The sequence below is a fragment of the Streptomyces sp. NPDC002057 genome (genome assembly GCF_040296665.1).
Classification (GTDB): Bacteria; Actinomycetota; Actinomycetes; order Streptomycetales; family Streptomycetaceae; genus Streptomyces.
The window spans coordinates 1-20133 of sequence record NZ_JBEOXR010000062.1 but is presented as its reverse complement, the minus strand read 5'-3'; the positions used below and the strand labels follow the sequence as shown (position 1 = coordinate 20133).

The window sequence follows — 20133 nt, the reverse complement described above, 5'->3', positions numbered from 1 at the left end:
CCTCGTGCCGTGAGGCAAGCGAGGGGAGCGCGTCGGGTGCTTTCTCAGCGGGGCCCAGTGGGTCCTGCTTCAGCCGACGCGCTTTCCAAGTACGAGAATTCGGGTGCGCATGGCACTGACCCTCCCTCTCAGCCCTCACGACTGTCAAGTGGGTGGGACAGGCGTCTCATTATTTGAGCGGAACGGGGGACGGTTTCCGACACGGACGGGAACCGCTCCGGGCAGCGGGTACTCGTCCCGCACCAGCGCCCTGCGCAGCCGGTACTCGTCCAGCGGGCCCGAGAAGGCCATGCCCTGGGCGTGGCCGCACCCCATCGCCCGCAGGGCGACGACCTGCTCCGGCACGTCGACCCCCTCGGCCACGGTCTGCATCCCGAGCTCGCCCGCGATACGGAGCACCCCTCGCGTGATCTTGCGGAGCCGGGCCGACTCCACCACGCCCTCGACGAGCCCCCGGTCCAGCTTCAGTATGTCGACGGGAAGCCGCCGCAGGGCGTTGATCGCCACATGTCCGCTGCCGAATCCGTCGAGCGCGATCCGCACCCCGAGGCGCCGCAGGGTGACCAGGCGCTGCTCCAGCTCGTCGAGCGGGATCCGGGGGTCGCTGTCGGCGAGCTCGACGATCAGGGAGCCGGACGGCAGCCCGTGCCGGGTCAGCAGGGACTCGACCGAGCCGAGCGGCAGCGAGCGGTCCAGGAGGCGGCGGGCCGAGAGCCGGATGGAGACCGGCGCGCGATGGCCGATTCCCGCCCTCTCGGCGGCCTGCTCCACCGCTTCCTCCAGCAGCCAGCGGCCGAGCTCCGCGGTGCGCTCGCTGTCGTCGGTGACCCGGAGGTACTCGGCGGGGGTGAAGAGGATGCCCTGGGTCGACCGCCAGCGCGCCTGGGCGCTGACGGCGGAGATCCGGCCGGTGGCGAGGTCGACGACCGGCTGGTGGAGCAGGGCGAACTCGCCGTCGTGGAGCGCGGTGCGCAGCCGCGCGGCCAGCTCCGTCCGCCGGACCACCTCGGCCTGCATCTGGGGCGCGTAGAGCTCGACGCGGTCCTTGCCGGCGGCCTTGGCCCGGTACATGGCGAGGTCGGCGTTGCGCAGGAGGTCGCCCGCCTCCATGCCGGGCTCGGCGAAGGCGACGCCGATGGAGGCGGCGACCCGCACCTCGTTGCCGCCGTCGACGCGGTACGGCCGGGAGAGCGTGAGCCGGAGCCGGTCGGCGATCTCCTGGACCTGGCTGCGGCGGGCCGCCTGGTCGCGTCCGCCGTCGCCGAGGATCAGGGCGGCGAACTCGTCGCCGCCGAGCCGGGCGGCCGTGTCCCCGGCCCGTACGGAGTCGTGGAGCCGGCGGGCGGCCTGGACGAGGAGGTCGTCGCCCGCCTGGTGGCCGAGGCGGTCGTTGACGCCCTTGAAGCCGTCGAGGTCGATGAAGAGCACGGCGGTGCCGGGGTCGGAGGCGCGGCGGCCGCTGAGCGCCTGCCGGACCCGGCGGGTGAAGAGCGCCCGGTTGGGCAGGTCGGTGAGCGGGTCGTGCTCGGCGTTGTGCTGCAGCTGGGCCTGGAGCCTGACGCGTTCGGTGACGTCCCGGCTGTTGAAGATCAGGCCGCCCTGGTGCCGGTTGACCGTCGACTCCACGTTGAGCCAGTCTCCGCGGCCCGAGCGGAAGCGGCACTCGATGCGGGTGGTGGGCTCCTCGGCGGGCGAGACGGCCAGGAAGCGGCGTACCTCGTGGACGACGCCGCCGAGGTCCTCGGGGTGGATGAGCGAGGCCAGCTCGGAGCCGATCAGGTCCTCGGCGTCGCGTCCGTACACCCCGGAGGCGGCCGGGCTGACGTAGCGCAGCACCCCGCTCGGCGCGGCGATCATGATGACGTCGCTGGAGCCCTGCACGAGCGACCTGAAGTGGTTCTCCTTCTGGGCCAGTTCGTGGGTGAGGGCGATGTTGTCGAGGAGCATGATGCCCTGCCGTACGACCAGGGCCAGGACCACCGTGCAGCCGGTGAGGACGACGACCCGGTCGACCCTGCGCCCCTCGACGACGTTGTAGAGGATGCCGAGGGTGCAGACCGCGGCGGCGAGGTACGGGGTGAGGGCGGCGAGCGAGCCGGCGACCGGGCGGCTGTGCAGCCACGGCCCGCGTGCGGTGGTCACGCTCTCCGGCAGCCGGCGCACCCCCCAGGGCGCGTAGGCGAGCAGCAGGGAGCCGGCGAACCAGCCGGCGTCGAGCAGCTGGCCCGAGGCGTAGTTCTCGCGGAGCAGCGGCGAGGTGAACAGGGCGTCGCACAGGACGGTCAGGGCGAGGGCCGCGATGGCGGTGTTGGTCGCCGAGCGGTTCGCCTGGGAGCGCCGGAAGTGCAGGACCAGGACCATGCTCACGAGCACGATGTCGAGCAGCGGGTACGCGAGCGACAGCGCGGCCTGGGAGACGGACTCTTCCTGGACGTGGGCGGTACGCGCGAGGGCGAGGCTCCAGGAGAGCGTGAGCAGGGAGCCGCCGATGAGCCAGGCGTCGAGCCCCAGGCAGACCCAGCCGGCCCGGGTGACGGGTTTCTTGGCCAGGACGAGGAGGCCGACGATGGCGGGGGGCGCGAAGAGTAAGAAGAAGAGGTCGGCGACGGAGGAGTCCGGCACCTCCGTGCGGAGCACGACCTCGTACCACCCCCAGACGGCGTTGCCCGCGGAGGCCATGAACGAGGAGAAGGCGAAGAGCAGCCAGGCGGGACGGGCGCTGCCGCGGTGGGCGCGGGCGTAGAGGAAGCAGGAGACCGCGGCCGTGAGGGCTGCGGCGCTGAGTCCGAAGTCGCCCATGAAGAGAGCGAGTTCCGGCGAGCCCCAGCCGAGCGAGGCGCCGGTCGTGTAGCCCGCGCAGATCAGCCCCAGGGCGACCTGGGCGAGGATCCCGCCGATACCGGGGCGGCCGGGGTCCGGATGTCCGGGGTCGCCGCCACCGCCTCCGACGGAGCGGCGCGCGAGGACGGCCCCGGGCGCGGTCACCGGACCCTCCGGCGCCGCGCCACCGCACCCGGCCGCGTCGTGCGGGCGCGCCGGCGGCTCGTCGACGCCCCCGGGGGCGTGCCCGTCGCAGTCGTGGGGACCGGCGGGGTCCCGCACCTCCGGGGGGAACGGCTCGGGTACGGCGCCGCCACAGGACTCACAGGCGGGGTGCGACGCGAACCGGGCGGCACCGTCGGACGCGTGCCCCGCACCGGTCCGGCACTCGCCGTCCGGCCGGGCGTCCGGCCGGGCGTCCGGTCCTGAGCGTGGCCCGGCGTCCGGCCCGGTGCCGGAACCGCCCGGCCCGGTGCCGGAACCGCCCGGCCCTGTCGCGGAGCCGTCCGGTCCGGTGCCGTCCGGCCCCGTGGCGGAGCCGTCCGGCCCTGTCGCGGAGCCGTCCGGTCCGGTGTCGGACGCGGTGTTCGGTCCCGTGTCCGGTGGCTCGGTGGTGCGGGGCGACCGGTGGGCCGCCGCCTGGTCCGGCACGGAACGTGCGAGGCCGGTGGCGAGGCGCGGAAGGCTTGCCGGCGGCGGCGTCGCCGCGTCGGATCGTCGCTCCTCCGGCCGTGCTTCACCCGTCGCCCCCCTCGGAATCTGATGACCCGTCACTTCGCTCCCCAGCGTCAGCCCGTACTCGACGCAGTCCCCCGATCCGGGACGATACACCAGGACGGTCACTCAGGGACAGGGTCGCAGTACTCTCCGTGACGGCCAAGGGCTTGTACGCGGGGGCGTGTCGGGGGCGCGTACCACCCGACCGGCCCAGCACGACCCGCTCAGCCGGTGGTGAGGAGGACGTTGGCGAGCTCCTCGCCCGCCGCGAACCGCCGCAACTGTCCGGCGATCAGCCGCTTCGCCCGCGGCATGAAGGCAGAAGTGGAACCTCCCACATGGGGACTGATCAGGACACCGGGAGCGTGCCACAACGGATGCCCGGCCGGCAGCGGTTCCGGGTCGGTGACGTCGAGCGCCGCCGTGATCCTGCCGCTCTCGACCTCCTTGAGCAGCGCGGTCGTGTCCACGACCGGTCCGCGGGCGACGTTGACGAGGAGGGCCCCGTCCTTCATCCGGCCCAGGAACCCGGCGTCGGCGAGATGCCTGGTGGCGGGGGTGAGCGGCGTGGAGAGCACGACCACGTCCGCATCCGGAAGCAGCGCGGGCAGCTCCGTCAGGGGGTGCACCGGGCCGCGCGCTGTGGTGCGCGCGGAGCGTGCGACGCGCGCCACCCGCGCGCACTCGAAGGGCGCGAGCCGGTCCTCGATGGCGGCGCCGATCGACCCGTACCCGACGATCAGGACGGACTTGTCGGCGAGGGCCGGGTAGAAGCCGGCCCGCCACTCCTCGGCGTCCTGGCCGCGCACGAAGCCGGGGATGCCGCGCAGCGAGGCCAGGATCAGCGCGAGCGTCAGCTCGGCGGTGCTGGCCTCGTGGACGCCCTTCGCGTTGCAGAGGGCGACGCCGGGGGCCAGTGAGTCGATGCCGGGGGTGACGTGGTCGATCCCCGCGGAGAGCGTCTGCACGGCCCGCAGCGAGGTCATCGCGGCCAGCGGCCGGACGGCGATCTCCGAGCCCTTCATGTACGGAACGACGTAGAAGGCGCAGCGTGCCGGGTCGGCCGGGAACTCCGGTCCGCCGTCCCAGAAACGGTAGTTCAGGCCCGATCCGCCCGGTTCGGGGAGTCCTTCGATCTCCTCCGCGGGAATCGGAAGCCACACGTCAGCGGTCGCGTCTTCGTATCTCATGACCGGGAGGCTATGCGAAGAACCCCGTGCGCCATTGGTTACTTTGGGGGACGGCACAGGGAGGGGTACCGGCAGGTGGAGCGCAGGAGTATCGGGGCGACGGCGCTCGACGTGGGTGCGATCGGCCTGGGGTGCATGCCGATGAACTGGGCGTACAGCCGTTCGGAACAACGGGGGGACCGCTCGCTGCGGACCGTGCACGCGGCGCTGGACGCCGGGGTGAGTCTGCTCGACACCGCCGACATGTACGGACCGTTCACCAACGAGCTTCTGGTGGGGCGGGTGTTGAGGGAGCGGCGGGCGGAGGCCTTCGTCTCGACGAAGTGCGGGCTGCTCGTCGGCGACCAGCACGTGGTCGCCAACGGCAGGCCGGGGTACGTGCGCCGGGCCTGCGACGCCTCCCTGCGACGGCTCCAGACCGATGTGATCGACCTGTACCAGTTGCACCGCGCGGACCCGGAGGTGCCGGTCGAGGAGACCTGGGGCGCCATGGCGGACCTGGTCTCGGCGGGCAAGGTGCGGGCGCTCGGGCTGTGCGCGGTCGGCACCCGGTCGGCCCGCAGGGGCGCGACGGGCGTCAGCCGCGACGGGTACGAGGGAACGATCCGCCAACTGGAGCGGGTCCAGCAGGTGTTCCCGGTGGCGGCCGTGGAGGCCGAACTGTCGGTCTGGTCGCAGGAGGCGCTGGTGCGGCTGCTTCCGTGGTGTGCGGCGCGAGGCGTCGGCTTCCTGGCGGCGATGCCGCTGGGGAACGGCTACCTGACCGGGACGCTCACCCCGGGCGGCGGATTCGAACGGGACGATCCGCGGGCCCGGCACCCCCGCTTCACGGCGGAGATGATGGCGGCGAACCAGCCCATCGTGGCGGGCCTGCGGCGGGTGGCCGCGCGTCACGGCGCGGAGGTCACCCCGGCGCAGGTGGCGCTCGCGTGGGTGCTCGGCCGGGGGCCGCACGTCGTGCCGGTGCCGGGGGCGAAGCGGGAGCGGTGGGCCGTGGAGAACGCGCGGGCGGCCGGGCTGCGGCTGACGGCGGCCGATCTGGCGGAGATCGCGGCGCTTCCGGCGCCCCGGGGGTCATGGGACTGAGGGGTTCGCGGGGATCTTCGGCGGTGGGCGGGAACCTGATCGCGACGAGCGGTGTATCAAGGGTGTAGGGATGCCGTTCGACTGGTCGAAGGGGACCGCGCCATGAGCCGTCCTGTTGTTGTGAAGGCCCTGTGGGGCGCCGCCGTGCTGGTCCTGGTGGCGGGATGCTCCTCGGGAAGTACCGAGGATCGGCCGGGTGCGGCTCCGCCGACGTCGGCCTCGGGGTCCGCGTCGGCCTCGGTGTCCGCGTCCGCGAGGCCGTCCGGTTCCGTGTCCGGGGCTCCGGCCGCCGGTGGCCGGGCGACGGTGGCGGGCACGCTCACCGAAGGGCTGAAGTCGCCCTGGGGGCTCGCGGAGCTGTCCGGCGGGGATCTGCTGGTCTCCTCGCGGGACGAGCGGACGATCACCCGGGTCGACGGGCGGACCGGCGCGAAGACCTCCCTCGGCGAAGTGCCGGGGGTGGTTCCGGGCGGCGAGGGCGGGCTCATGGGCCTCGCGGTCCGGGACGGCTGGGTCTACGCGTATCTGACGGCGGAGTCGGACAACCGCATCGTGCGCATGCGGTACGGGGGCGGGGACGGGGACCGGCTCGGCGTGCCGCAGCCGGTCCTGACGGGCATCCCGAAGGGCTTCACCCACAACGGCGGACGGATCGCGTTCGGACCGGACGGCATGCTCTACGCGGGGACGGGTGAGACGGGCCGGACCGGGCTCGCCCAGGACCGGGAGTCGCTCGGCGGGAAGATCCTGCGGATGACCCCGGAGGGCAGGCCGGCACCGGGCAATCCCTTCGCCGGTTCGGTCGTCTACACGTACGGCCACCGGAACGTGCAGGGGATCGCCTGGGACGCGGAGGGCCGCCTGTGGGCGGCCGAGTTCGGGCAGAACACCTGGGACGAGCTGAATCTGGTCGAGGCCGGGAAGAACTACGGCTGGCCGGAGGCCGAGGGACGGACCGGGCAGGCCGGGTTCGTGGACCCGGTGGCCCAGTGGCCGACCTCGGAGGCCTCACCCAGCGGGATCGCCTACGCACGGGGCGCGATCTGGATGGCGGGGCTCAGAGGCGAGCGGCTGTGGCGGGTCCCGCTCTCCGGCGCGGAACGCTCGGGGGACCCCGAGGCGTTCCTGACGGAGGAGTACGGACGTCTGCGCACGGTCCTCGCGGGGGACGGCGGGCGACTCTGGCTGGTGACGAGCGAAACCGACACCCGGGGCACCCCCGGCGCCGGGGACGACCGGATCCTCCGGCTGGAGGTGAGCTGAAGGAGCTGGTGACCGTGTTCGACCCGATCGCGGAGCTGTTCGCGCCCGGCCGCAGGCACACCGAGGAGGAGCTGCGCAGGCAGGCCCTGACCAGGGAGGATCCGGGCGACGCCGATCCGTCACGAGGGCCGATAGACCTCACTTCGGGCCACGTGACGATACGGGCCCCCCGCCGGGCGGCGGAGAGCGAGGCGCCGGGGAACGGGGCGTCGGGGAGCGAGGCGGCCGACGACGCCGGGGAACCGGGCGGGGCGGAGGCTCGCGTCACCGGCGGGGCGGGGGCTCGCGTCACCGACTGACCGGAGGCTCGTGTCACGGGGGCTCGTGTCACCGCCGGCCAGGGGCTCGCGTCACCGGCGGACGTGAGGCGGGTGCCCCCCGGGGGTCAGAGGGCGGTGTCGAGGAGGTGGAGGCGGTGGGCCAGGGCGGCGGCCTCGCCGCGCCCGGCGACGCCGAGCTTGGCGAGGATGTTGGAGACGTGGACGCTGGCCGTCTTGGGTGAGATGAACAGCTCCTCGGCGATCTGACGGTTGGTGCGGCCGGCCGCGACCAGCCGCAGGACGTCCTGCTCGCGGGGGGTCAGGCCGAAGGAGTCGTCCCCGGGCTCCGCCGCCGGGGCCCGCTGCTCCGGGGTCAGGGAGAGACGGGCGCGGGCGGCCAGGAGTTCCACGTCCTCGCGGAGCGGCCGGGCGCCGAGGCGGACGGCGGTCGCACGGGCCTCGCGGAGCAGCGCGGTGGCCTCCTCACGGCGGCCGCCCTCGACGAGCAGGGCGTCGGCGAGGCGGTGGCGGGCCCGGGCGAGCAGGAGGGGGCGTTCCAGCGGTTCGTAGGCGGCGGTGACCTCGGCCCAGCGGACGGCGGACTCGCGGCCCTCGGCGCGGGCGCGCTCCTCGGAGACCTGCTGGGCGTGGGCGGCCCAGACGGGAGCCGGGGCGGCGAGGGCGCGGACGCAGCGGCCGATCACGGCGAGTGCCTCCGCGCGGCCCTCGTCGGCGGCGGGCAGTCCCCGGCTGTCGGCCTCGGCGGTGGCGGCGGTGAGGACGAGCGGCCAGCCGTAGCGGTGGGTGCCGGGCGGGAAGCCTGCCTGTTCGGCGGCGGCGAGGTGGGCCCGGACGTCGGCGACGCGTCCCTCGGCGGCGGCCACGGCGATCTCGATCTGGGCCATGGGCAGGGTGTACTGCGGGATCGGGTCGCGGGTGCCGTAGACGGCGCGGGCGTCGGCGAGGTGGCGGGAGGCCGCGTCGAGTTCGCCCCGGGCGGTGGCGAGCTGGGCGAGGCGGAGGGAGGCCGAGCCGCGGGGCTTGGTGCTGGTCCCGGGGCGGAGGAGGAGCCGTTCGGCGGTCTCCTGGGCCTCGTCCCACCGGCCGAGGGAGAAGAGGGACTCGGCCCGGTTGGCCTCGACCCAGCCGATGCTGTCGACGAGTCCGTAGCCGCGGGCGAGGCGGACGCCGGTATCGGCGAGTTCCACGGCCTCGCGGGAGCGGCCGAGGGACTCCAGGGAGGAGGAGATGTTGATGTGGGCGCGGGCGGTCTCGGTGAACTGGCCGATCGCGTGGGTCCGTTCCCGTACCTCGTGCATCTCGGCGAGGCCGGCCTCGACGTCCCCCGCCGCGACCATGAGGGTGCCGAGGGTGAGGCGGGCGTTGAGTTCGATCGACTCGGCCTTGACGTGCCGGGCGTACTCGACGGCGCGTTCGGCGGCGGTGAGGGCGTCGGGTCCGGGGTTGCGGAGCATGCCCCAGCCCGCGGCGCCGACGAGGACCACGGCGTGGACGGCGGAGGGCGGGAGGCCCTTGACGAGTTCCTGGGCGCGGGCGATCTCCTCCCAGCCGTCGCCCCGGCCGAGGTTGGACTGGAGGCGGGCCCGCTCGGTCCAGAACCAGGCGGCGCGGAGGGGGTCGTCGGCGTCCGCGCCGTCGAGGAGGCGGAGCGCCGTCCTGCCTATCTTGAGGGCGCGTTCGCGGTCGCCGCTGAGACGGGCGGCGACGGCGGCCTCGGCGAGCAGGTCGAGGTAGCCGAGCGCGGTGCTCTCGGGGTCGCAGCCGCAGGGCGGGTAGGCCTCGGCGTAGTCGATGGGCCGGAGCGAGCCGCGAATCTCGGCGGGGGCCTCGTCCCAGAGCTCCATGGCCCGTTCGAGGAGGCGGAGCTGCTCGGCGTAGGCGTGGCGCTTGCGGGTCGCGACGGAGGCGCGGAGGACGGCGGGCAGGGCCTTGGCCGGGTCGCGTGCCTGGTACCAGTAGGTGGCGAGCCGGTTGGCGCGTTCGTCGGCCCGGACGAGCGTCGGGTCGGCCTCCAGGGCTTCGGCGTAGCGCCGGTTGAGGCGGGAGCGTTCGCCGGGCAGCAGGTCGTCGCTGACGGCCTCGCGGACCAGGGAGTGGCGGAAGCGGTAGCCGTCGCCGTCGGGGACGGCGAGCAGGAGGTTGGCGCCGACGGCGGCCCGGAGCGCCTCGATGAGTTCGTCCTCGGTGAGGCGGGCGACGGCGGCGAGGAGTCCGTACTCGACGGTGGAGCCGCCCTCGGCGACGATCCTGGCGACCCGCTGGGCGTCCTCGGGGAGCGTCTCGACCCGGACGAGCAGGAGGTCGCGCAGGGAGTCGCTGAGCTGGCCGAGGGCGCAGCCGGCCTCGTGGGAGACGACGAGTTCCTCGACGAAGAAGGCGTTGCCGTCGGAGCGTTCGAAGACTTCCTCGACGAGGCCGGGGGCGGGTTCGGCGGCGAGGATGCCGGTGAGCTGGCGGTGCACCTCGGTGCGGGTGAAGCGGGCGAGTTCGATGCGGCGGATGGTCCGGAGCCGGTCGAGTTCGGCGAGGAGGGGGCGCAGCGGGTGGCGGCGGTGGATGTCGTCGGCGCGGTAGCTGGCGACGACCACGATCCGGCCGCGGCGCAGGGTGCGGAGGAGGTAGGTGAGGAGGTGGCGGGTGGAGGCGTCGGCCCAGTGCAGGTCCTCCAGGACGAGCACGATCGTGCGGTCGGCGGCGAGTCGTTCCAGGAGCCGTACGGTCAGTTCGAAGAGGCGGGCGGTGGAGTCCTCGTCGGAGGAGTCGTGGCCGCCGGGGTCGCCCAGTTCGGGCAGCAGCCGGGCGAGTTCGCTCTCCTGGCCGTCGACGGCGGCCGTGAGTTCGTCGGGGAGGCGGCGGCGCAGGGAGCGCAGTGCGGTGGCGAAGGGGGCGAAGGGGAGTCCGTCGGCGCCGAGTTCGACGCAGCCGCCGAGCGCGACGACGGCGCCCTGTCCGCAGGCCGTGTCGAGGAACTCCTCGATGAGCCGGGTCTTGCCGACCCCCGCCTCACCGCCGACGAGCAGGGCCTGGGGCTCTCCCGCGGTCGCGCGGGAGAGCGCCTCGGCGAGGGCGGTGAGTTCGCCGGCGCGGCCGACGAACACGGGGCTGACTGACCTGGTCTCCACGGCGCCGAGCATCGCACAGGCGTCCGCGTCATCGCCCATACGGGGTCACGCGGCCCGGACGAAGCGGCCGCGGCCGTCGCCACTCACCCGCCCCTCGGCGTCCTGGCCGCCGCTCCGGCGGCCGAGGCGGCGCAGCCCCCGGGCGGGGCCGGCCGCCCTGGCGGCCTCGCGGGACAGTCGCTGGGCGGCGGCCTCACGGACGAGCTGGGCGTGGTTCATGCGGTGGAGTTCGTACGCGAACATCGGGGTGCTCCCTGGTTCTCTCGGTTTCGGCATCGCTTTCCGCGATGCCTCCACTGTCGTTTCCCAGGGGGTGCGGCCACATCGGGCGAGTGCCGCATGTTCGGGGTACGGGGGTCCTTAGGCGGGCCTCAGGGGGGCCTTAGGGGTCGTCAGGATCCGGCGGTCGGGAGGCTCAGGAACAGGTCGAAGTAGGTGACGACCGACAGGAGCAGCCCGAGGGCGCCCAGCGCGACACCGGCGACGGCGACCGCGCGGACCCAGGTGGGACGCCCGGGAAGGACGAGCACGAGGACGGCGACGAACAGGGCGACGAACGCGAAGACGCCGTTCACCAGGGCGGTGCTGTGCCAGGCGTCGCCGTAGATCTCGGAGATCTGCTGGGTCGGGGTGCCGGCTCCGGAGGTCTTGATCTGCCCGATGAGGGTCTCGCGCTCGGCGACGATCTTGCCGGTCCAGGTGCCGGTGAGCGCCACGGCACCGAGGGCGGCGGAGACCACGGCCGCGGCGGCGCCGCCGAGGCCGGCGGAGGCGGGGGCCGACTCCGGGGACAGCTCCTCGTCGTCCTCGTCGTCCTCGACGAGGTCCTCGGTGGGCTCGCCCTCCCGCGCGTCCAGCGGGTCCGCGCCCTCGGTGCGGGCGTCGGCCCGCTCGCTCTTCCCGACCTTCTCGGCGCTCTCGGTCCGCTCCACCTTCTCGGCGTTCTCCGCCGTCTCGGCCCCGTCGGTCTTCTCGGTCGTCTTGATGTCCATGCGGCGCACGGTAGGGGGCCCTTATGAGAGCTGTCTTAACGAGCCGCGGAACCAAGCGGGTTGACGTATCACCTCACTCAGCCCCACCCTTGAGGTGACACGTCAACTCAGTGAGGGACGAGGGGAAGCCATGCCCAGGATCGGGATCGTCGTGGGAAGTGTTCGACCGGGCCGCGTGACGCGTGACGTGGCCGAGTGGGTGCACAGGACCGCCGCCACCCGCACCGCCGCCGAGTACGAACTGGTCGACCTCGCGGAGTACGACCTGCCCGCCTACGACGAGGCCCTGCCGCCGCAGTACGGGAGCTACGAGCACGCCCACACCCGCCGGTGGGCCGAGAAGGTCGCCGAGTTCGACGGCTACGTCTTCGTCACCCCCGAGTACAACCACAGCGTCCCGGCGGCGCTCAAGAACGCGCTCGACTTCGTCTACGGCGAGTGGAACGACAAGGCGGCGGGCTTCGTCAGCTTCGGCGGCACCGGAGGCGTCCGGGCGGTGGAGCACCTGCGGCAGATCGCGGCCGAGCTGCGGATCGCGACCGTCCAGGCCCACCTGGCGCTGCCCATTCCGCTGGACTTCCCGGCGTACCCGGCCTTCGCCCCCGGCGAGAGCCGCGCGGAGGAGCTCTCCGGAGTGCTCGACCAGGTCGAGGCCTGGGCGGCGGCGCTGGCGCCCCTGCGCGTCTGACGCGGCCCGGCGCGGGTGCCCGGATTGACCTGCGGGAACGGGGGTGTTGTGCTGGGGGGTTGACGGATCAACCCCCCAGCACGGCAGGAGCGTGGGCATGAGCGGCACCGCGGAGTGGCTCGACGGGCGCGAGGAGGAGGCCTGGAACGCCTTCTTCGAGATGCAGGTGCTGTTCTGGCCGCAGATGGCCCGCCGGCTCCAGCAGGACACCGGACTCTCCGAGCCGGACTTCGCCATCCTCGGCGCGCTCGTCCGGGCTCCGGAGGAGCGGCTGCGGCCCTACGAGCTCGGCGGGGTGACGCAGTTCGAGAAGAGCCGGCTGCACCACCACCTGACGAGGATGGCGGGCCGCGGCCTGATCACCCGGGAGCGATGTCCCGACTCCTCCCGGGGCGCCGTCGTCGTCCTCACCCCGGAGGGCCGGGCCGCCGTCACCCGCGCCTTCCCGCTGCGCGCGGAGCACGTGCGCCGCTGGCTGACCGATCCGCTGACCCCCGAGCAGCTCGACGCGCTCACCGGGATCTCCGCGGCGATCGCGGCCCGGATCCGCGCCGACCTCGGCGCGGCCGGCCAGGACGGGACGCCCCAGGAGGGCGGATGCGCCGTGGAGGGCGGGACGGGGTGCTGACGGGCTCCTAGGCGGTCCGGGCCGCCTTCGCCGCGCGCCACTCGGGCGCCAGCACGGCCCAGACCTCGGTGTCGGTGCGGGTGCCGCGGTGCGGGTAGTTCTCCCGCAGCACGCCCTCGCGCGTCATGCCGAGGCGGCCGGCCACGGCGGTGCTCGCCCCGTTCTTCGACGAGGCGTGCCACTCGACGCGGTGGATGCCGCGCTCCTCGATCGCCCAGTCGATGATGACCCGGCAGGCCCGGGTGATCAGGCCCTTCCCGACGGCGGCGGGCTCCAGCCAGCAGCCCGCCTCGGCGGTCCCGTACGTCACGTCCATGGTCCGGAAGAGGACGCCGCCGACGAGCGTGCCCCCGGTCCAGATGCCGTAGATGCGTCCGGCGTCGTTCGCGGCCTTCTCGGCGTACGAGCGGAGGAAGGAGCGGGAGGAGTCGAGGTCGGCGACGAAGTCCGGGAGGGCGATGTGCTGCCCGATGAACTCGCGGCCCCGGTCCATGTGCGCCAGGAACTCCTCGGCCTGCCAGGGCTCCAGGGGCCGCAGCTCGGCGCCGTCGTCACCCAGCGATATCGCGAACATCGTCGATCCTCTCCTCCACGGCCGGGGCCGTCACGCGTTGTGCTGGGATCTTCGCACGCGTGTCGGCGGCCTCCCGGCACTCGGGGGGTTCGATGCTGATCCGGGGCAGCAGGCGGTCGAGCCACTTCGGCAGCCACCAGTTCGCCCCGCCGAGCATGTGCATCAGGGCGGGGACGAGGAGCGTCCGCAGGACGAAGGCGTCCAGGGCGACGGCCGCCGCGAGCGCGATGCCGAACATCGCGATGACCCGGTCGCCGGAGAGCACGAAGGCGAGGAAGACCGCGATCATGATCACGGCCGCGGAGTTGATCACGCGGCTGGTCTCCGCGAGGCCGACCCGGACCGCCCGCCGGTTGTCACCGGTCTCCAGCCACTCCTCGTACATCCGGCTGACCAGGAAGACCTGGTAGTCCATGGAGAGTCCGAAGAGGACGGAGACCATGATCACGGGGAGGAAGGGTTCGATCGGCCCGGCGCTGCCGAGGCCGAGGAGTTCGCTCCCCCAGCCCCACTGGAAGATCGCCACGACGACGCCGAAGGCTCCGGCGACGGCGGCGACGTTCATGGCGGCGGCCTTGAGCGGGATGCCGATCGAGCGGAAGGCGAGCAGGAGCAGCAGACAGCCGAGGGCGATGACGACGCCGACGAAGAGCGGCAGCTTGCCGACGATGATCTCGGCGAAGTCGTCGTACGAGGCGGTGACGCCGCCGACGTGGACGTCGAGGGAGGTGCCGGCCTCCGCCCCGGGGAGGACGTCCGTGCGGAGCCGGTCGACGAGTTCGCTGGTGGCCTTGGACTGGGGCGAGGAGTCGGGGACGACGGTGAGGAACGCGGTGTCGCCGGAGCTGTTGTAGGTGACCGGGGAGACGGACGCGATTCCGCGGGTGGCGGAGAGGGCGTCCGGCAGCTGGTCGAGGGCGAGCCGGTCGTCGGCGCCGTCGAGGTCGGCGACGAGGGTGAGGGGGCCGTTGACGCCGGGTCCGAAGCCGTCGGCGATCAGGTCGTAGGCCTTGCGGGTGGTCGCGGTGGCCGGGCCGTTGCCCTGGTCGGAGGTGCCGAGGTGGAGCGAGAACGTGGGCAGGGCGAGGACGCCCATGACGACGGCGGCGACCACCCCGAGGAGCTTGGGGTGCCGTTCGACGAAGGCGGACCAGCGGGCGGCGAACCCGGTGGGCAGCTCGGGCTGCGGTCCGTGCTCGGCGAGGGTCCGGCGTTCGCGCCGGGACAGCGCCCGCATGCCGATGAGGGAGAGGAGCGCCGGAAGGAGGGTGACGGAGGCGGCCACCGTGAGGACCACGGTGAGGGAGGCGGCGATGGCGACGCCGTTGAGGAAGCTGAGCCGCAGGATCAGCATGCCGAGCAGGGCGATGCAGACGGTGGCCCCGGCGAAGACGACGGCCCGGCCGGTGGTGGCGACGGCCGTCTCGGCGGCCTCGGCGACGGACAGACCGCGTTTGAGGCCTCTGCGGTGTCGGGTGACGATGAAGAGGGCGTAGTCGATGCCGACGCCCAGGCCGACGAGCATGCCCAGCATGGGGGCGAAGTCGGCGACGGTCATCAGGTGACCGAGGAGCACGATCCCGGAGTAGGCGATGCCGACGCTGACGAGCGCGGTCGCGATGGGGAGCGCGGAGGCGGCGAGGGAGCCGAAGGCGAGGAAGAGGACGACGGCCGCGACGGCGACGCCGACGACCTCGGCGATGTGCCCGCCGGGGGCCTCGGTGAGGGCGACGGCGCTGCCGCCGAGTTCGACGGCGAGGGAGTCGTCGGCGGCGGCCTTCGCCGTGTCGACGAGGGCGCGGGCCTGCGCCTCGGGGATGTCGTCGGCCTGCTCGTGGAAGGTGACGGTGGCGTAGGCGGTGTGTCCGTCCTCGCTGACCTGTCCCCGGGTGTCGCCGTAGGGGGAAGTGACGGCCGCGACGCCGGGCAGGTCGGCGACCTCGTCGAGCATCGCCGTCATGCGCCGTTCGACCGCGTCGGCGCGGACGCTGCCCCGGTCGGTGTGCCAGACGATGGTGTCGCTGTCGCCGCCGAGGTCGTGGAAGCCGCGTTCGAGGAGGGCGGTGGCACGGCCGGACTCGGTGCCGGGCACCTCGTAGTCGTTGGAGTACGCGCTGCCGGCGACGACCGCCGCGGTGCCGACCCCGCCGAGGGCGAGGAGCCACAGGAGGACGGCGACGAGGCGGTGCCTGATGCACCACCGGGCGATGGCTGCCAAAGGACGTGCTCCCTGGGTGGTTCGTGGATCTTTCGCGGGAGAACGACCCGAGAAGAACGCATGAGCTACGTGCGCCCACTGTGACAGCCAAACGTGATCGTTTGTCCGTTTCGTGTCGATGCTCACAGGCGTGCCCGGGGGTTCGGGACCGAGGTCCTGAACGCCCGGGCGGAACGGCTCACCGTGGGTGCTCAGCCGGAGACGCTGGCACGGCCGTTCTCGATGTGGCCCATCAGCCGGCGGCGGAAGCCGCCGGGTGCGGTCACCTCGACGTCGTACCAGCCGTGCGCGTCGGCGGCCGAGTGGACGACGGTACGGGTCCTCCCGGGCTTCACGGTGACGGTGCGGGTCCAGTCGGCGAGGTCGTCCTCCTCCACGTACCCGAGCGGACGCACCGTGAAGGAGACCGGGCTCCGGCCGGTGTTCCGTACGGTGAGGTGCAGGTCACGGTCGTGGTGGTCGATCCGCGAGGCCAGCTCGGCACCGCCCGTCGCGGGCCCCTCGAACTCGCGGCGGAATCCGTTGGGGCCGGTGATCGTGAAGCGGTAGCGGTCACCCGGGACGGGGACGGTCCACTCCCCCGCCCCCCTGACGTCCTGGTGCTGCGGGACGGCGAACTCGCCCGCGTACGGGTAGAGGGCGAAGTGCGCGCTCGCCTTCCCCCGGTTGCTCAGCCCGACCCGGACGGAGCCGGCGCGGACGGTCGCGTCGGCGTCCGGCTGGTACGGCAGCGGGCGGGCGCGGCGGACCCCGGGCTCCTGGACCGGCATCCGCTGCACGGCCGGGGGCTGCGGCCGCCAGCGGCCGGAGAAGGGCGGGATCGGGCCCGGCTGCTCGACGTCGGGCTGCCTGCGGCCCCGCTGGAAGTCGAAGGCGGAGGTGAGATCGCCGGTGACGGCCCGGCGCCAAGGGGTGATGTTGGGCTCCCGGATACCCGTGAGCCGCTCCAGGAAGCGGATCACCGAGGTGTGGTCGAAGGTCTCGGAGCAGACGTACCCGCCGACCGACCAGGGGGAGACGACGAGCAGCGGGACCCGGATGCCGAGCCCGGTGGGCTGGCCCTTCCAGCGCTCGTCCGTGTTGTCCGCGGGTGGGACCGGCGGCGGCACGTGGTCGAAGAAGCCGTCGTTCTCGTCGTAGTTGATCAGGACGACGGTGTGGCGCCAGACGTCCGGGTGCGCGCCGAGGGCGTCGAGCACCTTGTAGACGAGGGTCGCGGAGGCGATCGGCGACGAGGAGCCGGGGTGCTCGGAGTCGATCGCGGAGGGCACGAGGTACGAGACCTCGGGCAGGGTGCCGGCGGCGACGTCGGCGCGGAAGGCGTCGGCGAGGGTGCCGCTCTCGACACGGCGCAGCCCGCGCTCGAAGAGGGAGCGCTCGGCCTCGGTGAGTTCGGCGACGCCCTGCTCCAGGAGATCGAGGAGCCGGGTGCGCCCGGCCGTGTCCCCGTCGGCGTCGGCGTCTCGGACGGCGGCGTAGAAGGACTCCATGAAGGTGTGCCCACCGGTATGGGCGAGCGCCTTGCGGGCGATCTTCTTGAAGCTGGTGAAGAACTCGATGTTGTTGTCGGTGAAGTTCTCCCACTCGGTGTACGTCTTCCAGCTGCGCCCGGCGGCTTCGAGCCGCTCGGCGTAGGTGGACCAGCCGTAGCCGGGGTGGGTGCCCTCGGCGTAGGCGGCGTTGGTGACCGCCCGGCTGCCGTCGGCCTCGAAGCCGGTCCAGCCGGACCAGAGGTGGTTGCGGTTGGGGCTCGTCGAGGTGTGGACGGACGAGTGGTAGGCGTCGCAGACGGTGAAGGTGTCGGCGAGCTCGTAGTGCAGAGGGATGTCCCGGCGGTCGTAGTACGCCATGGTGGCGGCGGTCTTGGCGGAGACCCAGCCGTCCATCCAGCCCTCGTGCCAGGCCTTGCCGCCGCCGCCCCAGGAGTGGTCGAGGTCCCCGATGTACTGGAGGTCCTTCTTCTGGGTCTCGGCGGCGCCGCGGATCGGGAAGGGCAGCACGGTCCGGCCGAGGGCGGCCGGCTGTTCGAACACCGGCTTGCCGGAGGGAAGTTCAATGGCATTGCGGTCGCCGAATCCGCGGACGCCTCGGAGGGTGCCGAAGTAGTGGTCGAAGGAACGATTCTCCTGCATCAGGATCACCACGTGCCGGACCGCCGACATCCCCCCGGCCGGGGGCTCTGCGGCCATCGCGGCCTGCAACGACGGCGGCAGCAACGAGCCGGCGGCGGCGACACCGAGGGCGCCTCCACCCAGTGCGAGGAGCCTTCTGCGGGACATCTCGGATGACAAGACCGACCTCCAGTCGACGGCCAATGGTTCGCCTTCGAGCCATTGGTTGGTACGCCGGGGACGGTAGTGAGACGGGGTGACGGCGAGAAGACCCGACGGGGGCGCCACGGTGAACGTCCAAGAGGACGTGACAGGAGTCCAAGCGGTTTCCGGCCGCCGTCCGGGCCCCCCGCCGCCGTGGCACCCCCACCCTCCGGCGCCTTCCGCGTTGACCACGGAGCCACCGGAACGGCAAGCTGACCGTCTGTCAATCACTGTGCCCTGGGGGAACATTGAGCAACACGGCACACCACATCGGCCCCGACTCCACTCCCGACAGGTACCGGCTCCTGCGGTCCATCGGGCGGGGCGGCGAGGCCGTCCTGTACCTGGCGGAGATCGAACTGGCCGGCGGCACCGAACCGGTCGTCGTGAAGGTCCTCGACTCGAAGACGACGATCACGCCCGAGGTCTTCGAGCGGATCAGCCAGAAGTGGAACGAGCAGGCCGAGCTCCTGCGCTTCGTCCACCGGCCCGGGGTCGTCGGCGTACGGGAGCACTTCCAGGGGCCGCCGATCCACCGGCCCGGCGAGTCCGGCACGATCACCGGCCGCGCCCTGGTCCTCGTCATGAACCACGTCGACGGCCTCGACCTGCGCGACTGGCGGGCCGAGCGCACCCTCACCAGCCCCGGCGAGCGCCGCGAGGTGATGCGGACCCTGGAACAGCTCGCCGACGTCCTCGACTGGCTGCACTCCGGCAAGGCCACCCCGTCCGGACGCACGGTCGTCCACGGCGACCTCTCCCCGGGCAACGTCATGGTCGACGAGCACGGCCAGGCGACCCTCGTCGACTTCGGCCTGAGCAAGCTGACCGCCGACCACCAGACCGCCGAGGTCTGGTTCACCCCCGGCTACGCCGCCCCGGAGATCTTCGAGGGCAAGCGCACCCCGGGCACCGACCGCTACGCCTTCGGCGCCATCGCGTACTTCCTGCTCAGCGGCCAGTCCCCGCCGACCGCCCCCGAACAGCTCGTCGCCGCGCTCGGAGCGCTGCCGCAGATCGCGGGCCTGCCGCAGGAACAGCGGGAGCGGGTCCTCAGCATCGCCGCCGCCGACGCGGCCCGGCGGCCGCTCTCCCTGTCGGCCTGGGTGAAGGACGTACGGCACGGGGTGGTCTCCACGACCACCTCCCGCCCGGCGACGGTCGCGGACGCGATCCCGGGCGCTCCCCCGGCCCCGCCCGGGCGGCCTGCTGCACCGCCGCAGCCCGCGACCCCGCCGGTCCCCGCGGCGACGCCGGTCGTGGGGCCCCGGCCGGTCGTGACACCACCGCCGACCACACCACCGCCGCCCGCCGCGGGACCGGCGCCCGTCGTGGGACCGGCGCCCGTCGTGGACCCGCAGCCGCTCCTCGCGGCGCAGCAGGCCGCACCCCGGCCCGCCGCCGAGCCGCCCACCGTCGCCACGCCCGGCTTCGGCGCCGCCGGCTTCGGCCCGCCGACGCCCCCCGCGTCCCCGGAGGCGCGGACCGCGCCTCCCACGGCGCCGGAACCGCGACGACGCCGCAAGGGCCCGCTCATCGGGGCCGTGGCCGGGGTCCTGGTGGTCGCCGCCCTCGCGGTGGCCGGTGTCCAGCTCCTCGGCGACAAGGAGGACAAGGACGGCAAGAACACCGCCGCCGGTGGTCCGGCCACCACGGCCTCCTCCTCCGCGCCCGCCGCGACGGAACCCACGACCGACGCCCCGACGGACCCGCCGACGGAGGATCCGACGACCGAGGCGCCCACCGAGGAGGCCGCGGACCCCTCGGAGTCGGCGAGCCCGACGGACGACCCCGGCTCCGTGCGGGACTCCCCCACGGCCGACCTGACCACGCTCGCCTCCGTGAGCGACCCCGACGACTTCGTGGTCGGCGCCGCCAAGATCGACACCAAGGAGTACGGGGCGGCCCTGATCGGCGACTGCTACAACGGCGCCTACGTGGAGTACGACCTCAACCGCGAGTGGACGACCTTCGAGTTCACCGCCGGGATCGACGACGGATCGAAGATCGAGTCCGCCCGGGTCATCATCTCCGTGGACGACCAGCCCGCCCTCTTCAACGAGACGGTGGACCTGGGCAAGCCGATCACGAAGAGCCTGACCGTCAAGGGAGCCCTGCGGCTGCGCCTCAAGGTCGAGTCGACCTGCACCGACACCGGCAACGCGGTCATCGCCGCCCCGCTCCTCAAGCGGTAGCCCCGGCACACGGCGGCGGCCCCGCACCGGAACTCCGGTGCGGG

Annotated in this window: 14 protein-coding genes; 6 read left to right on the top strand and 8 right to left on the bottom strand. The window is 73.4% G+C overall.

What is annotated here, in order from left to right:
• Positions 1-144 precede the first annotated feature (144 nt).
• Complete coding sequence (locus ABT129_RS33005; protein WP_502981980.1) at positions 145-2985, bottom strand: putative bifunctional diguanylate cyclase/phosphodiesterase; 2841 nt, start codon at positions 2983-2985, stop codon at positions 145-147.
• Positions 2986-3761: 776 nt separating this feature from the next.
• The gene (locus ABT129_RS33000) at positions 3762-4727 is read right to left on the bottom strand and encodes a 2-hydroxyacid dehydrogenase (RefSeq protein WP_351908996.1); all 966 of its coding nucleotides are present in this window, start codon (positions 4725-4727) and stop codon (positions 3762-3764) included.
• Positions 4728-4802: 75 nt separating this feature from the next.
• On the opposite strand from ABT129_RS33000, the gene ABT129_RS32995 reads away from it, so the two are divergent.
• From ABT129_RS32995 to ABT129_RS32985, 3 genes are all read left to right on the top strand, one after another.
• Positions 4803-5813 (top strand): aldo/keto reductase, encoded by a 1011-nt coding sequence (locus tag ABT129_RS32995; RefSeq protein ID WP_351908994.1) that lies wholly within the window; start codon positions 4803-4805, stop codon positions 5811-5813.
• A 102-nt stretch (positions 5814-5915) separates the two neighbouring features.
• Positions 5916-7076 (top strand): PQQ-dependent sugar dehydrogenase, encoded by a 1161-nt coding sequence (locus tag ABT129_RS32990; RefSeq protein WP_351908992.1) that lies wholly within the window; start codon positions 5916-5918, stop codon positions 7074-7076.
• 14 nt (positions 7077-7090) lie between these two features.
• Positions 7091-7375, top strand: coding sequence for a DUF6191 domain-containing protein (locus ABT129_RS32985; protein ID WP_351908990.1), 285 nt, complete (start codon positions 7091-7093; stop codon positions 7373-7375).
• An 86-nt stretch (positions 7376-7461) separates the two neighbouring features.
• Here the strand turns inward: ABT129_RS32985 and ABT129_RS32980 are convergent, their stop codons facing one another.
• The 3 genes from ABT129_RS32980 to ABT129_RS32970 all read right to left on the bottom strand — a co-directional run bounded on the left by ABT129_RS32980 (position 7462) and on the right by ABT129_RS32970 (position 11471).
• Positions 7462-10518 carry a helix-turn-helix transcriptional regulator gene (locus ABT129_RS32980; protein ID WP_351908988.1) on the bottom strand — a complete coding sequence of 1019 codons (3057 nt, stop codon included), beginning with the start codon at positions 10516-10518 and terminating at the stop codon, positions 7462-7464.
• A gap of 6 nt (positions 10519-10524) precedes the next feature.
• Positions 10525-10722 carry a hypothetical protein gene (locus tag ABT129_RS32975; protein ID WP_351908986.1) on the bottom strand — a complete coding sequence of 66 codons (198 nt, stop codon included), beginning with the start codon at positions 10720-10722 and terminating at the stop codon, positions 10525-10527.
• A 149-nt stretch (positions 10723-10871) separates the two neighbouring features.
• On the bottom strand, positions 10872-11471 hold the full coding sequence (locus ABT129_RS32970) for a hypothetical protein (RefSeq protein WP_502981979.1): 600 nt from the start codon (positions 11469-11471) through the stop codon (positions 10872-10874).
• Between the two features lie 130 nt (positions 11472-11601).
• Here ABT129_RS32970 and ABT129_RS32965 point away from each other — a divergent pair, with 130 nt between their 5' ends.
• Both ABT129_RS32965 and ABT129_RS32960 read left to right on the top strand, forming a co-directional pair.
• The gene (locus ABT129_RS32965) at positions 11602-12159 is read left to right on the top strand and encodes an NADPH-dependent FMN reductase (RefSeq protein WP_351908982.1); all 558 of its coding nucleotides are present in this window, start codon (positions 11602-11604) and stop codon (positions 12157-12159) included.
• 97 nt (positions 12160-12256) lie between these two features.
• Complete coding sequence (locus ABT129_RS32960; protein ID WP_351908980.1) at positions 12257-12787, top strand: MarR family winged helix-turn-helix transcriptional regulator; 531 nt, start codon at positions 12257-12259, stop codon at positions 12785-12787.
• A 7-nt stretch (positions 12788-12794) separates the two neighbouring features.
• Here the strand turns inward: ABT129_RS32960 and ABT129_RS32955 are convergent, their stop codons facing one another.
• From ABT129_RS32955 to ABT129_RS32945, 3 genes are all read right to left on the bottom strand, one after another.
• A complete protein-coding gene (locus tag ABT129_RS32955) occupies positions 12795-13361 on the bottom strand; it encodes a GNAT family N-acetyltransferase (protein WP_351908978.1) in 567 nt (188 codons plus the stop codon).
• Positions 13339-15579 (bottom strand): MMPL family transporter, encoded by a 2241-nt coding sequence (locus ABT129_RS32950; RefSeq protein WP_351908976.1) that lies wholly within the window; start codon positions 15577-15579, stop codon positions 13339-13341. Before ABT129_RS32950 ends, ABT129_RS32955 begins: the two co-directional genes overlap by 23 nt.
• A 191-nt stretch (positions 15580-15770) precedes the next feature.
• Positions 15771-17870 carry a phosphocholine-specific phospholipase C gene (locus ABT129_RS32945; protein WP_351908974.1) on the bottom strand — a complete coding sequence of 700 codons (2100 nt, stop codon included), beginning with the start codon at positions 17868-17870 and terminating at the stop codon, positions 15771-15773.
• Positions 17871-18142: 272 nt separating this feature from the next.
• On the opposite strand from ABT129_RS32945, the gene ABT129_RS32940 reads away from it, so the two are divergent.
• Positions 18143-20089: a protein kinase domain-containing protein gene (locus ABT129_RS32940; protein WP_351908972.1), complete on the top strand. Its 1947-nt coding sequence runs from the start codon at positions 18143-18145 to the stop codon at positions 20087-20089.
• Positions 20090-20133 lie beyond the last annotated feature (44 nt).